Here is a 13,323-nt window from a genome sequence, read left to right as displayed (position 1 = left end):
CGTGATGACGCTGCTAGCGCGGTACGCCGGCTGTCCCGCCTACGGCGGGTTCGGCACCCCGGGCGAGCAGCGAGTCCAGGATCTCTCCGACCCGGATCGCGGTGTTGGACAGCAGCGCCGACGTGATGCCGTGCGTGTGCTCGGTGCCCCCCTGGAGGTAGATGCCGCAGCGCAGGCCGGAGTCGGTCGCGATCCGGTAGTCGCGCTCCACACGGACACGGCCCTGCTCGTCCCGCAGGCAGCGGTCGGCGACATCGCCCAGCAGGCCGAACGGGTCGGCGGGGCTGTATCCGGTGGCAAGCACCACCACGTCGGCGTCCAGGATCGTCTCCTCGCCCGTGACGAGGGACCTCACGGTGGCGCGGACGTTGTCCGGTGTCTCCTTGACCTCCTCGAGCCGCGATACGTTGAGGAAGCGCAGCCGTTCGGCGCCGAGCACCTTCTCCTGGTACATCTGGCGGTAGAGGTCGTCGATCAGGTCGATGTCCACCACGGAGTAGTTGGTGTTGCCGTGGTAGTCCATGAGCCGGCGCTTGACGCCCTCGGGTGCGGCGAAGTACTCGTCGACCGCGCCGGGGTCGAAGATCTTGTTGGCGAAGCCGCTGTCGTCGGCGGGGCTGTATCCGTAGCGCGAGAAGACCGCGCAGACCTCGGCCTCCGGGAAGCGGCGGTGCAGGTAGGCGACGTTCTCGGCGGCGCTCTGTCCGGCGCCCACGACCACGAACCGCGTGGGGGATGTGCCCTCCAACGCGTCTACCTTCGCCAGCAGCTCGGAGTTGTGCCAGACGCGGTCGCCCCGCTCCACCCCCGGCGGCATGAGGGGGCGCAGCCCGGTGCCGATGACGAGGTTGCGGGCGCGGTGGACGGTGAGCCCCTGCCCCGATCTGACCGTCACGTCCACGTACTCCACGGCATCGTCGTGGACGACGGGCGTGACACCGACGACCTCCTGGTCGTAGGAGACCATGCTGTCGACCTGCGCCGCGGCCCACTCGAAGTAGTCGTGGAACTCCACCCGCAGCGGGAAGAGGTTCTTGTGGTTGATGAAGTCGATCAGCCGTCCCTTGCTCTGCAGATAGCAGAGGAAGCTGAACTCGCTGGAGGGATTGCGGAGCGTCACCAGGTCCTTGAGGAAGGAGACCTGCATGGTCGCGTCGTCGATGAGCATGCCGCGGTGCCACCCGAACCGCGGCTGCTGCTCGAAGAAGTGGGCGCTGACCGCCTCCTGGGCTCCGCCGCGTGCGTTGTGCTCGCTGATCGCGATCGCCATGGCCACGTTGGACGGCCCGAAGCCGATGCCAATGAGGTCGTGGACCGGTGGTGCGTCGCCAGGACGAACCTGTGCCATGTCACTCCCATCGTGCGGGGAATCCGCCTGTCAGGTGCGGAGAACGTGCGCGAGACGGGCACGCCGATGGAGCGACCCGATGAAACTTAGGTGAGCCTAAGCTAATCCTGGGGCGCTGTCGATAGACGAGAACCGCCAACCGGAGGGTCGGGGCCTTCAACTGGAGCACCGAGTCGGCCCGTTGCGACATTAGGTAAGGCTTGCTTTACTGACTTCGCTCCATCCCTACGCTGAGGAGGAACCCCTATGCGGGTCGTCATGTTCGGTTACCAGACCTGGGGGCACCGCACCCTGCAAGCCCTCCTGGACTCCGAGCACGACGTGGTGCTGGTCGTGACCCACCCCAGGAGCGACCACGCGTACGAGAAGATCTGGAGCGACTCCGTCGCCGACCTCGCCGAAGAGCACGGCGTTCCGGTCCTGATCCGCAACCGCCCCGACGACGAGGAGCTGTTCGAACGCCTCACGGAGGCCGACCCGGACATCATCGTGGCCAACAACTGGCGGACCTGGATCCCCCCGCGCGTCTTCGCCCTCCCCCGCCGCGGCACGCTGAACATCCACGATTCGCTGCTGCCGAAGTACGCCGGCTTCTCGCCACTGATCTGGGCCCTGATCAACGGCGAGCGTGAAGTGGGCGTCACCGCCCACATGATGAACGACGAGCTCGACGCCGGCGACATCGTGCGGCAGGAGGCCGTCCCGGTAGGACCGGCCGACACCGCCACCGACCTCTTCCACAAGACCGTCGACCTCATCGCCCCGGTCACCACCGGCGCGCTCGACCTCATCGCCGGCGGGCAGACGGAGTTCACCCGGCAGGACCGGTCCCGGGCCAGCTTCTTCCACAAGCGATCCGCCGAGGACATCCGCATCGACTGGACCTGGCCGGCCGAGGACCTGGAACGCCTGGTGCGCGCCCAGTCCGAGCCGTACCCCAGCGCCTTCGCCTTCCACCGGGGCAAGCGCCTGGAGGTGCTCGGCGCCGTGGTGTCCCAGGGCCGCTACGGCGGAACCCCCGGCCGCGTCTTCTACCGGGAGGGAGACGGCGTGGTGATCGTCGCCGGCGCGGACGCCCGCACCGGCCGCAACCACGGCCTCGCCCTCACCCGCGTGCGCACCGAGGACGGCCGGGAGATGCCCGCGACGGAGTACTTCACCTCGATGGGCGGCTACCTGACGAGCCGCCCCTGACCCCCGGGTCTCCGCGGCCCCCGGACCGCGCTCCTCCCGCGCGCCTCGCGGCGGGAGGAGGAGAGCCGGTCTTTCAGCGGGCTGTCGCGACGAGGCGTCGCAGGGCGGCCCGGGCGGGCGGGCCCCAGGTGGGCTTCCCGCCGGGACGGCCGTGGACACCGGCGTCTCCGACGAAGATGCCGCCGAGGGCCTGCCGTACGGCCCAGCCGCGGGCGCGGCGCAGGGTCGCGGCGTCCGCGGGCGGCCGGTAGCTGTCGTGGAAGCGGTCCACCGCCTCGTCCGGCAGCAGCACCCAGGCTGCGGCGAGGTCGCAGGCCGGGTCTCCGGAGCAGAGATCACCGAAATCGATCACTCCGCGGATGGTGCCGTCCTCGGTGAGGACGTTGGCCGGATGCAGGTCGCCGTGGAGCCAGAGCGGCGGCCCGGTCCACTCGGGCGCCGCGACGGCGTCCTCCCACACCGCGCGCACGGCGTCCGGGTCGGCGATCAGGCCTCGGCCCTCGGCCGAGGCGAGTGCCTCGATGAGGTCCTCGGAAAGACCGGACAGCGAGCCGCCGCGGCCGAAACGGCCGACGGGCGCCGCGGCGGAGGCCGGTCGGTGCAGTGCCGTCAGGAAGCCTGCCAGGGCGTCGGCCCCCTCCGTGGCTCTGGTCACGGGGGCTCGGTCAGCGGGCTCGCCCGGCACCCAGGTGGTCACGATCCAGGGCCGTGGAAACCGCTCGGAGGGCTCACCGAGGCGCTGCGGGACGGGGACCTCCAGCGGAAGCTCCGGGGCGAGGACCGGCAGCCAGGTGTGCTCCTCACGCAGCAGCTCGTCCGCGGACCGCGTGGCCCAGGGCAGCCGGACGGCGAGGTCGTCGCCGAGCCGCCACAGCTGGTTGTCCCAGCCGCGCGCACCGAGCCGCACCGGCAGACCGGCCAGATCGGGGTGCTGGTCGCGCAGCAGTTCCCGTACCAGCTCCGCCGTCATCTCGATCGTGGTGGTGTCGTCGGAAAGCGTCATGCGGACCCACCGTAGCGGGGCCGAGGGGTGCCGGGCCCCTCACTTGGCCAGGTCGACCCGGACCAGCGCGGCCGCCAGCCTCGGCAGATCGTCGCCGGAGACGAGGCGGGCCAGCCCTTCGGGCGTCTTCGGGAGCCCCAGCCCATCGGCGGCGTCACGGGCCCGCCGGTCGAACGCCGGGCGCAGCTCGGGCCACACGCCCTGTGCCTCACGGCTGAAGATGTCCGCCCCCACGGGTCCGATCCGGGGGAACTCCCGCAGCAGCCCGCGGATCCGTTCCGGATCCCCGCCGGCTTCCTCGCGCAGTCGGCGCAGGTCCCCGCCATACCGGTCGATGACCAGGTCCGCCCCGTCGCCGAGCGCGGTGGCCGTGCTCTCGTCGTACCGGCGGTAGTGCGCGCGGCCCAGCGCGTCCACCCGGGACTGCCAGGAGGCTTTCGCCATCGCCTGCGGCGTGCGCATCCCCGCCGCGGACAGTTCCCTGGCGGCGGCCACGGCGATGTCGGCTCTGATCCGGACCGACAGCAGCACGCAGAGCGTCAGCAACCGGTACAGCGGTGAGGGGGTGTCGCGGAGCCGGATCCCGGCTTCCTCGGCGTACGTGCGCCCGTACTCGTCGAGCAGGTCTTTCGCTGTCGTCGGGCGGGACATGGTGCACCTCCCGTGAAGCGTGCCGTGCCGTGTGCCCGGTGCCGCGGACCGCCCCTGATTCTACTCGTCCAGGTGAGGCCGCCGCCTTGTGCGGCCCGTCCCACGGCCCGCCCCGCCGGCACTGTGGGGCCGGGTCACCCGAGCGCACGGCCCGATGGGCGTACGCCTGGCGTCGGTGCCATGTTTCGGACGTGGCCCAGTGGTAATCCGACTGAACGGCGACGCCGCGTCAGTGGGGCCGGTGCGGACCGTGTGCCCTGGGCAGAGGCCCCGACGAGTACCAGGAGGAGATCGCCATGCCGGCAGGATCCAGCCGCAAGCGAGAGCGTCAGTACGAGCACGTCAAGGAGAGCGCCGAGAACCGCGGTGAGTCGGAGAAGCGCGCGAAGGAGATCGCCGCCCGCACCGTCAACAAGGAGCGCGCGCGCTCGGGCGAGTCGAAGACGGCGAGCAAGACGTCCACGCGCGACCCGAAGTCGGCCTCGCAGCGCGGCGGGGAGCGCTCCCACCAGGGCGCGCAGGGCCGCACCAAGGACCAGTTGTACGAAGAGGCCAAGAAGAAGAACGTCGAGGGCCGCTCCACGATGAACAAGGAGCAGCTCCGCAAGGCGGTCAGCGGCTGAACCACCGGGTCCCGCCCGTCGGCCGCGGGGCCGTGATGGGCCCTGCGGCCGTCCGGACGAGAATCGAGGAGCAACATGCCTGTCGCAACATACTGTCTGGTCGCCGTCGACTGCCCGGATCCTGAGGCGCTGGCCACGTTCTACCAGGGGATCCTGGGCGGTGAGGTGAAGCGGGGGGCCGACAACTGGTACGACCTGTACGTCCCGGGCGGGGCGCGCATCGCCTTCCAGCTCGCCCCCGGCCACCGCCCGCCCGAGTGGCCCCGGGAGGACCTGAACTCCCAGCAGGAACACCTCGACTTCCACGTCACGGACATGGAGCGTGCCCAGCGTGAGGCGCTCGCGCTGGGGGCGACACCGCTGGATCTGGACGACCGGGGCGGGGAGCGTGGCTTCCGGGTCTTCGCGGACCCGGCCGGGCACCCGTTCTGCCTCTGCCGGCAGTGAGCGGAACGCCTCGCCCGGACCGCGGCGGCCCAGCTGGCCCGCGATCAGAACGCGACGTCCTCGGCCGCACGTACCTGGGCGCCCATGTTGCGTTCCATCATCCGGAGTGCGGCCTGAGCGAGGTCGGGGTGGATGTGGGCCACGGCGTCGTGCGGGATGGTCAGGCCCATATGGCGGATGTGGGCGTCCAGAGCCGAGTAGAGGACACACTGCTCCGTCACCTGGCCGCTCAGGACGAGGTGATCGGCTCCCAGCGTCCGCAGCAGGTACGGGAGAGGTGTCTCGTAGAAGATGGAGTGCCGGGCCTTGACCACGAAGAGTGACTCCTCGTCGGGCCTCAGCGGTTCGACGAGGTCCGGACGTGCGCCCGCCATCGCCGCTTCGACGATCTCCCCGTGGTGGGACCGCCAGTTTCCGAAGTTGTCGTTCGCATAGATCACCGGTGCCCCCGTCGCCCGGGCCGAGCGCAGCAGCCCCGCGATGACGGGGACCGTCCGCTCCGCCGAGGTCACGAGCTGTTCGGCGTCCTCGTGATCGTAGGGGTTGATCATGTCGATGATGAGCAGCGCCTTGGTTCCCATGGTTCCTCCCGTCGTGGCAGTGACCGCCCCAGGCGGCCTGCGCGGGACACCGCCGCTGTCGCGGTGTCAGCCACGTGTTCTGGACACGCACTCGGCCACCACGGCACGCAGGCTGCCTGTGCGTGCGAGCACATCCCGCTGAGCCCGCGCCCCTGTCCCCCGCTTCCTCACACGACCGACCGCGCCCTCGGCCGCGGCGAAGTCACCGCTGTCCTCCAAGGCTTCGCGGACGTACGCGAGCAGCGCGCCCACCACATCGGACGCCGGCTCGGGACGCATGGTCGCGGGGTGGAGCAGGTGGCCCTCCAGGCCCGAACGGCCGGCTTGCCAGGCGGCCATGCGAAGGAGACTCACGCCGACGGGGTCGGGCGGTTCCTCCGCACGCCAGCTGCGTGCCGCCGTCTCGACCAGGCCGCGCACCAGCGAGGCGAGCAGTGCGGCGTCGGCCGGGTCCAGGCACACGTCCGCGACCCTGACCTCGACGGTCGGGTAGCGGTCCGAGAGCCTGGCGTCGAAGTAGATCATTCCCTTGTCGCGCAGGACACCCGTGTCGACGAGCGCCTGTGCCTGCTCGTGGTAGCGGCGCGCGGAGCCGAAGGTCTCGACCGGCCCGGCCGTGGGCCAGCGCCCCCAGACCCTGCTCCGGTAACTGGCGTAAGCGGTGTCCTGCCCCTGCCAGAAGGGTGAGTTGGCGCTCAGCGCGAGCAGAACCGGAAGCCACGGGCGCAGCCGGTCCAGCACCCCGATGCCCTCCTCGTCCGACTCCACGGACACGTGTATGTGGCATCCGCAGGTCAGCTGCTCCTGGGTGGTCAGGCCGAACCTCTCCGCCAGCCAGCGGTAGCGCTCGCCCTCACCGATCGTGGGTGTGACCGGAAGCGGGGCAGTCGCGAGGGCCACGACGTCGGCCCCGGCCCGCGCGGCACTCTCCGCCGCTTCGGCACGCCGGCGCAGGATCTCGTCCGCCAGTTCGCGCATGTCGCCGCGTGGCCGGGTGGCGAACTCCAGCTGCTGACGATGGAGCTCCGGTTCGAAGGCCGATTCACCGTCCGCGCGGCCCTCCGCGAGGGCGAGCACTGCCGTCGACAGCGCCCGGGGCTCGCCGCTCTCTCCATCGACGAGCAGCAGCTCCTCCTCGACACCCACCGTCCGCACCATCGCGTTCTCCCAGCCGGACGCCGTCGGGCGCGCCCTGTCATGCGCCACGCGTCGGCGTCGCACGCCCGCCTGCGGTGTTGTTCGGCCCTGAGGCCCTCAGGCCGCGTCTCGTCGCCCGCGGGCGCTCCAAGCTTCCCGCACAATGCCGTCGGACACCTCCCGGGCCTGCGGGCCGGCTGCCGGGCGGGCCTCGCCGCTCGTCAGCTGCCGGCGGGCGGGGCGCAGCTCCAGTCGGAGAGCAGCCGTGCGGCGAGCCGGTCCTCCAGTCGGCCCGTCGCCTCGATCCCGAACACGACGTCGGCCTCCAGTTCCGGTTCGTCGTCCAGGAGCCCTCGGATGACGTCGTGCCGCACGATCTGTTCGTGGACCGCGTCCGCCTCGACGTGCTCGGTGTAGAAGTGCTCCGCCGCCGGACCCGCCTCCGCCCGCTTCATGGCAAGGGCCAGGCGGCGCGACGAGGGCGACGAGGTGATCTCCACCGCCCCGAAGTGTCCGACCAGGGCACCACGCAGCCGGCGGTGCAGGCCGAAGAGCGACATGAGGTTGACCAGGGCCAGCATCTCGGCATGGCCCTCGTCCACGTAGTGGCCGTACGACGTCTCCAGTCCCAGATCGGCCATGAGGTCCGCGAACAGCCGCGCGTGCACCCGTTCCGCCCGGCCGGCGCCGAACTCGTCGTACTCGATCGCGGCCATGCCCGCCTTGGCGCGCCCGCTGAGGCGGGGAAGCACCCAGGCGTGCGGATCCGCTTCCTTCAGGTGGTAGAGGGAGCGCTGCACGGCGTAGGCGCGGAGCTGGTCCAGCGTGCCGCTCTCCTCGAGGACGTGCGAGAGCCCCGTCCCCCGGACGGGCTCGACGAGCAGCGAGTCGAGGGTTTCGGTCAGGCCCGCGCCGGGCGGGGCGTCCTGGCGCAGGGCCGTCTCGAAACGGCGTTCCAGAGCGCCGCGGAACTCCAGCAGGGGCGGATCCCATTCGCGCGCCGGGTCCACACCCGCGAACCCGCGGTAGTGGAGTTCGTAGCAGCTGTACAGCGCGAGGTGCAGGTCCTCTCCGTAGGGGTCGGCCTCGTCCGCCATGGCGGGGGCGGGCGCTTCGCCACTCCCCCGCAGGTAGGCGAGGACCGCCTCCGAGAGTTCACCTCGCCCCCGCGGAAGCCGGGGTCCGTCCGTCGGGCCAGTCATGGTTCCCTCCTCGGAAGCGTCGCGGCGGCGCTGGGTGCGGGGGACCACGGCCGGCAGGTGGTCCGCCTTCGCTTCGCTTCCGGCCTCCCGGGTACCCCTGGCTCACCACAACAATCAGTCTGCGCCCGCTCCGGCGTGGACCGCCCACCTCGACCATGTGCGCATGCCGCCGCCGGCCCCGCAGCACGTCGGGCCACAGGGGCCGGCGCGGGGTCCGACCGCGCGGCGCCGACGGTGCGGGGACGCGCTCCGTGCGCGGGCCCTCGTACCGCCCCGCGGCGCCGGTACACCGTTCGAGTGACGCGCGGTTGCGGGGACCCGGGGACGGCCGCAGGCTGCCGGGGGCGGACGGACGAAGGAATGACCGCCGCCTCATGGGGAACCCAGAGGCCGCGGGTTCCGGAGAAGCCGTGACCGCGCGTAGCCGAGGAAGGACGACAGGCGATGAGTGACCACGAGGTGAGCAAGCGAAAGGTACTGGCCATCGTCACCAATTACGGCGTGGAGCAGGACGAGCTGGTCGTCCCGCTCGACCACCTGCGTGGGTGGGGCGCCCAGGTCGATGTCGCAGCCGTGACGAAGGAAGCCGTCGAGACCCTCGTCGGTGACAAGGAACCCGGCAGGACCCTGCACCCCGACCTCGCCCTGGACGATGTCGATCCGGCCGGTTACGACCTGCTTCTCGTACCGGGCGGGACGTTGAACGCCGACACGCTGCGCACGCAGGACTCCGCCCGCCGGATCGTGCGTGCCTTCTCCGAATCCGGGCGCCCCGTCGCGGCCATCTGCCACGGGCCGTGGGTTCTGGTGGACGCCGAAGCCGTCGCGGGAAAGCGGCTCACCTCCTACCCCTCGTTGCAGACCGACATCCGCAACGCGGGCGGGGAATGGACCGATCAACCGGTCGTCACCGACGATGCGGGCGGATGGACGCTGATCACCTCACGGAACCCGGGCGATCTGGAGCCGTTCGTGCGGGAGATCGACGCGGCGCTGTCCGTCCCGGGCCTGTCCGGCTCCTGAGGCGCGACGCCCGGTGGGACCGCCCGCCGTGCCGACCGGGCGCTACGCGGGTTCGGGCACGAAGGGGAGGAACGCGTCGTCGGCGCCGCCCGGCCGGACGACTCCGTAGCTGCTCTCCGGCACCTGGTACCACTCGCCGGGCAGGCCGCTCAAGGGCTCCGAGACCACCATGCGAGTGCTGTCGGACACCTCCGTCAGGGCGTTCAGGTCCGGCTGGAGTGCCCGCACGGTGGCCTTGCCCGTGCTGCAGAACAGCGACCTGGACGCGCGCATGCTCGAGTAGCGGAACGCCCAGAGCTGTTCACCGTCGGACACCGCGACCGTCATCTGGAGCGGATGGTCCACCCCGTGCTCGCGCCCCAGCCGTTCGATCAGTCCGGCCATGCGCGCGACGGCGCCCGGCACGTCCTGGTCGAGGCCGAAGGTGATGGCCAGGTAGAACATCACCTCCGAGTCGGTGGACCCTTCCAGAGCGGAGAACAACGCCGGGTCCACGGCCAGGGAGAGGTCCCGCCGCAGGCGGTGGAAGTCGGCGACGGCTCCGTTGTGCATCCACATCCAGCGGCCGCGCCGGAACGGGTGGCAGTTCGTCTGCTGGATGGCCGTTCCCGTGGACGCCCGGACATGCGCGAAGAACAGCGGCGACCGTACGTGGTCCGCGAGCTCCCGCAGATTGCGGTTGTTCCACGCCGGTCCCGTGTCCCGGATGACGGCGGGGGTGTCCCTTCCGGGTCCGTACCATCCGACACCGAATCCGTCTCCGTTGGTCGTCTCGACACCGAGACGCGAGTGCAGGCTCTGGTCGATGAGCGAATGCTCCGGTTTGTAGAGGAGATCGCTGAGCACGACACTCGTGCCGGAGTAGGCCAGCCATCTGCACATGAGAGGCGCCCCTTCCCGAGGGTGGACGTGCAGAAACGGTCCCGGCGCGTCCGGATGTCGCTGTCCTGTCCACGCTACCGACTCGGTGAAGCGGTCGCCCGCCTGCGGTGCGGCGGCAGCCCGCAGGAGAGACCCGGGGCGTCGTTCACGGGCGCGTGTTACGAGCCGGTGGTGAGGTGCTGTTCCGCCGCCAGCACAGCATCGTGCGCACCGGTCCTGCCCAGCAGCACGCACAAGGTGTATGCGGCATCGTCCAGTGCCTGCCGGGCCCGGAGGTCGGACGGAGCGGCGGTCAGGCGCGCCTGGCAGTCGCGGAACTCCGCCAGAACCTCCGCGGTCCTGGAACGGCTCGGCATCAGTACGACGCACGCGCCCCGGGGCGACACGGAGCGGGCCGCCGCCACGGCCCGGTGCAGCGCCCGCTCCACCCGCGCCGGCACCGCGCCGCCGCGTGCACCGGCGGCCATGGCGGCAGCCACCTCGGCCGGCGTGATGCCCGCGGCCTTCGCCGCCGCGTCCAGCACCCGCCTGGCGTCCCGTGCCGAACACGGGGTCACTGCCATGACCATGCCGACCGCCCACGCGGCCCTGGGCTCGTCCACGGGGGCCTGTGCGGCGGAGGCCGCCGTTTCCGGCGAGGGGCTTCTGCCGCCGGGCTCGGGGGTGCGGGGAATGCGGGCAGACATCATCAGGGCCATTTCTCGACGAGGCGACGGAGGAGTTCCGCGATGACCGAGGGGAAACATGCCGGCCTTCGCCCGCCCCCGTGTGCTCATTCCCGAAACATGACATCCGGAACAGAAGTGCGCCCGTGGACCAAGCCGCTCGGGTGACCGTCCCTGAGCCGCGCGACGACGGCACAATTCCCTCGTACGGCATGAGGATGCGCGGTGCACCGGGTGCGGTGCGGGTGCGGGGGTCTCGCGGCCGTGCGCACAGTTGACGTGGAGAGTCGGCGCTCAGGTCGTCGGGCCGGGGCCTGGCTGGTTGGCTCGGTCCGCACGCTCCGCGTGCGGCGTGCGCGCCGGGGAGGACCCTCTTCCGGCAGCGCCGAGCGGACGACGGGTCGCGGTCGCGACCCGAAGGGTCCGCTTCCCGCACCACGACAGGAGTCTTCGATGCCGGCCCTCGGAACGACGATGCCGGTGACCGGCGCGCCCTGCTGGGTGAGCCTGGTGACGCCCGATCCGCACGCGGCCCGGTCGTTCTACTCGCAGGTGATGGGGTGGGGGTTCCGCGGCAGTTCCCTGGGACGCGACTTCTCGGTCGCCGTGGCGGACGACGCACCCGTGGCCGGCATGGGGTGCTGCCGCGGTCGCGGCTCGGCCGCCCGCTGGACTCCGTACTTCGCCGTGGCGGACGCCGACGAGACCGCGGACCGGGTCAGGGAGCGGGGGGCCACGCTCGCCGTCGGGCCCGCGCGGCTGGGCGCGGGGCGTGCCGCCCTCGCAGCGGACCGCGACGGGGCCGCCTTCGGCTTCTGGGAGGGGCCGGCGCCGGCCTGGACGGTGGGGCGGGGCAGCGCGCCCGCCCGGCTGGACCTCATGACGCGTCACGCATTCGAGGCGGCCATCTTCTACGCCGAGATCTTCGACTGGGCGAAGCCCGACAGAGGGTGCACGGTGGAGTACGCACAGGACCATGTGGTGGTCCAGGTGGCCGGTCACACCGTGGCCACCCTGCGCGGCGGCGGGATCGAATCCGCCCCGGATCCGAGGATGCGGCCGAGGTGGGTGGTGGACTTCCACGTGGCGGACAGCCGGGCGACCGCGGTGGCGGCCGGTGAGGCGGGCGGTGAGTCCTCACCGGCCACTCCCCCGCTCGGCTGCTCGAAGGACGCCTACATCATCTGTGATCCGAGCGGCGCGCTGTTCACCGTCTCGGGTCCGGGCGCGGCCTGACGCGGTCGTCCGCCGGCTTCCCGTGACGTCATCGGCCGGCGCACCGCCGCGCCCCTCCCCCGGCGCCCAGCGGTGCGCGGACCGCGCGACGAGGGGCTGATCAGGGCCACCGGCGGACCGGGCGCTTCGGGCCGGGCCCTGGGCGGCGCGTACGACCTGGCCTTCTCCGCGGGGAAGAATCGTCCCGGTGCGGGGAAGGAGTGGGCGGTCAGGCAGTTCCTCACCTACCGATCCGAAACGGGTTGATCGTGTACAGCTCCGAGGATTACCCGGAATCGGCCGCCGCCGAGAGCCGCACGTTGACCGACCTCGACGCACGGTTGGTGTCATGCGGCGCCTGCCCGCGTCTCGTCGCCTGGCGCGAGGAGACCGCTCTCGTCAAACGTGCGGCGTTCCGTGACTGGGACTACTGGGGGCGCCCGGTCCCGGGATTCGGTCCCCACGACGCCTCGCTGGTGATCGCGGGTCTGGCGCCCGCCGCGCACGGCGCCAACCGGACCGGCCGGATGTTCACCGGTGATCCCTCCGGCGATCTGTTGTTCGCGACGCTGCACGAACTCGGACTGGCTTCCGGGCCCACGGCGACACACCGGGACGACGGACTGGAGCTGTACGGGGTGAGGGTCACCGCGCCCGTGCACTGCGCACCGCCGGCCAACCTCCCCACCACCGGCGAGCGCGACACCTGCCGCCCCTGGCTGGCCCGCGAGTTGGGGCTGCTCCGGCCGACGGCGCGCGCCGTCGTCGTGCTGGGCGGCTTCGGCTGGCAGGCCACCCTGCCGGTCCTGCGGCAGGCGGGCTGGGACCTGCCCCGCCCCCGCCCGCCGTTCGGACACGGCGTACGGACGACCCTGGCGCCCACGGACGGAGCCGGCGCCCCGTTGACCGTGTTCGGCTGCTACCACGTGAGCCGGCGCAACGTGTCCACCCGTCGCCTCACCCCGGCCATGCTGCGCGAGGTGCTCGCCGAGGCCGCGCTCGCGGCCGGACTTCCCGTCGTACTGCCGAAGCCGGAGTGACCGTGGCCGGGTGACGACGCCCTGGTGAGGCCCGGCTGCCGCACCGGTGGAAGCACGGCCGCCGCACGCACGCCCCCGAGTGGCCGAGCCCCAACACGTGTGCGGGGGCGATGCCCGGGCACCTGGCCGATATTGGATGCACTGCGGTCGCGCAGTGCGCGCATCCGCCGCCCGGACGAGGAGACAGCCGTGACGACAAGCCCGGCCGCATCGGAGGAGCCCGGAGACCGGGAAGGAGCGGCGCCGGGTGACTCCGGAGTCGGAGTGGTCACCACGGCCGTTCCGGCGCGGCTGGACCGGCTGCCGTGGTCA

General features: G+C 71.8%; 15 protein-coding genes. 7 read left to right on the top strand and 8 right to left on the bottom strand.

From position 1 onward, the window contains the following. Positions 1-13: 13 nt before the first annotated feature. Positions 14-1,348 (bottom strand): lysine N(6)-hydroxylase/L-ornithine N(5)-oxygenase family protein, encoded by a 1,335-nt coding sequence (locus tag ACFYPA_RS18365; RefSeq protein WP_359079211.1) that lies wholly within the window; start codon positions 1,346-1,348, stop codon positions 14-16. 246 nt (positions 1,349-1,594) lie between these two features. On the opposite strand from ACFYPA_RS18365, the gene ACFYPA_RS18360 reads away from it, so the two are divergent. Further along, on the top strand, positions 1,595-2,542 hold the full coding sequence (locus ACFYPA_RS18360; protein ID WP_359316633.1) for a methionyl-tRNA formyltransferase: 948 nt from the start codon (positions 1,595-1,597) through the stop codon (positions 2,540-2,542). Between the two features lie 73 nt (positions 2,543-2,615). On the opposite strand, the gene ACFYPA_RS18355 is transcribed toward ACFYPA_RS18360, so the two are convergent. Both ACFYPA_RS18355 and ACFYPA_RS18350 read right to left on the bottom strand, forming a co-directional pair. After that, on the bottom strand, positions 2,616-3,545 hold the full coding sequence (locus tag ACFYPA_RS18355) for an aminoglycoside phosphotransferase family protein (RefSeq protein WP_389132849.1): 930 nt from the start codon (positions 3,543-3,545) through the stop codon (positions 2,616-2,618). 39 nt (positions 3,546-3,584) lie between these two features. Further along, a complete protein-coding gene (locus tag ACFYPA_RS18350; protein WP_389132846.1) occupies positions 3,585-4,196 on the bottom strand; it encodes an endonuclease in 612 nt (203 codons plus the stop codon). A gap of 296 nt (positions 4,197-4,492) precedes the next feature. On the opposite strand from ACFYPA_RS18350, the gene ACFYPA_RS18345 reads away from it, so the two are divergent. Next, positions 4,493-4,819 (top strand): plasmid stabilization protein, encoded by a 327-nt coding sequence (locus tag ACFYPA_RS18345; RefSeq protein ID WP_359079205.1) that lies wholly within the window; start codon positions 4,493-4,495, stop codon positions 4,817-4,819. A 75-nt stretch (positions 4,820-4,894) separates the two neighbouring features. Then, positions 4,895-5,266, top strand: coding sequence for a VOC family protein (locus ACFYPA_RS18340; RefSeq protein ID WP_389132843.1), 372 nt, complete (start codon positions 4,895-4,897; stop codon positions 5,264-5,266). Positions 5,267-5,310: 44 nt separating this feature from the next. Here ACFYPA_RS18340 and ACFYPA_RS18335 read toward each other — a convergent pair whose 3' ends face one another. The 3 genes from ACFYPA_RS18335 to ACFYPA_RS18325 all read right to left on the bottom strand — a co-directional run bounded on the left by ACFYPA_RS18335 (position 5,311) and on the right by ACFYPA_RS18325 (position 8,186). Next, positions 5,311-5,847 (bottom strand): cysteine hydrolase family protein, encoded by a 537-nt coding sequence (locus tag ACFYPA_RS18335; RefSeq protein ID WP_389132841.1) that lies wholly within the window; start codon positions 5,845-5,847, stop codon positions 5,311-5,313. Positions 5,848-5,913: 66 nt separating this feature from the next. Next, entirely contained in the window at positions 5,914-7,005 is a 1,092-nt protein-coding gene (locus ACFYPA_RS18330) for a glutamate--cysteine ligase (RefSeq protein WP_389132838.1), read from the bottom strand. Positions 7,006-7,205: 200 nt separating this feature from the next. Then, complete coding sequence (locus ACFYPA_RS18325; RefSeq protein ID WP_359079199.1) at positions 7,206-8,186, bottom strand: iron-containing redox enzyme family protein; 981 nt, start codon at positions 8,184-8,186, stop codon at positions 7,206-7,208. A gap of 444 nt (positions 8,187-8,630) precedes the next feature. Between ACFYPA_RS18325 and ACFYPA_RS18320 the strand changes: the two genes are divergently transcribed. After that, positions 8,631-9,209, top strand: a complete 579-nt coding sequence (locus ACFYPA_RS18320; RefSeq protein ID WP_389132835.1) for a type 1 glutamine amidotransferase domain-containing protein — start codon at positions 8,631-8,633, stop codon at positions 9,207-9,209. 42 nt (positions 9,210-9,251) lie between these two features. Here ACFYPA_RS18320 and ACFYPA_RS18315 read toward each other — a convergent pair whose 3' ends face one another. Together ACFYPA_RS18315 and ACFYPA_RS18310 are read right to left on the bottom strand one after the other, a co-directional pair. Next, a complete protein-coding gene (locus ACFYPA_RS18315) occupies positions 9,252-10,091 on the bottom strand; it encodes a class II glutamine amidotransferase (RefSeq protein ID WP_389132832.1) in 840 nt (279 codons plus the stop codon). Positions 10,092-10,249: 158 nt separating this feature from the next. Continuing rightward, on the bottom strand, positions 10,250-10,780 hold the full coding sequence (locus tag ACFYPA_RS18310; protein WP_359079194.1) for a DUF5133 domain-containing protein: 531 nt from the start codon (positions 10,778-10,780) through the stop codon (positions 10,250-10,252). A 429-nt stretch (positions 10,781-11,209) separates the two neighbouring features. Between ACFYPA_RS18310 and ACFYPA_RS18305 the strand changes: the two genes are divergently transcribed. The 3 genes from ACFYPA_RS18305 to ACFYPA_RS18295 all read left to right on the top strand — a co-directional run bounded on the left by ACFYPA_RS18305 (position 11,210) and on the right by ACFYPA_RS18295 (position 13,011). Then, positions 11,210-11,992, top strand: coding sequence for a VOC family protein (locus ACFYPA_RS18305; protein WP_389132829.1), 783 nt, complete (start codon positions 11,210-11,212; stop codon positions 11,990-11,992). A 72-nt stretch (positions 11,993-12,064) separates the two neighbouring features. After that, on the top strand, positions 12,065-12,238 hold the full coding sequence (locus tag ACFYPA_RS18300; protein ID WP_389132826.1) for a hypothetical protein: 174 nt from the start codon (positions 12,065-12,067) through the stop codon (positions 12,236-12,238). Between the two features lie 2 nt (positions 12,239-12,240). After that, positions 12,241-13,011 carry a uracil-DNA glycosylase gene (locus tag ACFYPA_RS18295; protein WP_359079190.1) on the top strand — a complete coding sequence of 257 codons (771 nt, stop codon included), beginning with the start codon at positions 12,241-12,243 and terminating at the stop codon, positions 13,009-13,011. Positions 13,012-13,323 lie beyond the last annotated feature (312 nt).

It is taken from the genome of Streptomyces sp. NPDC005775 (genome assembly GCF_042871565.1).
Taxonomy (GTDB): Bacteria; Actinomycetota; Actinomycetes; order Streptomycetales; family Streptomycetaceae; genus Streptomyces.
This window is presented reverse-complemented; position numbering and strand designations above follow the sequence as displayed.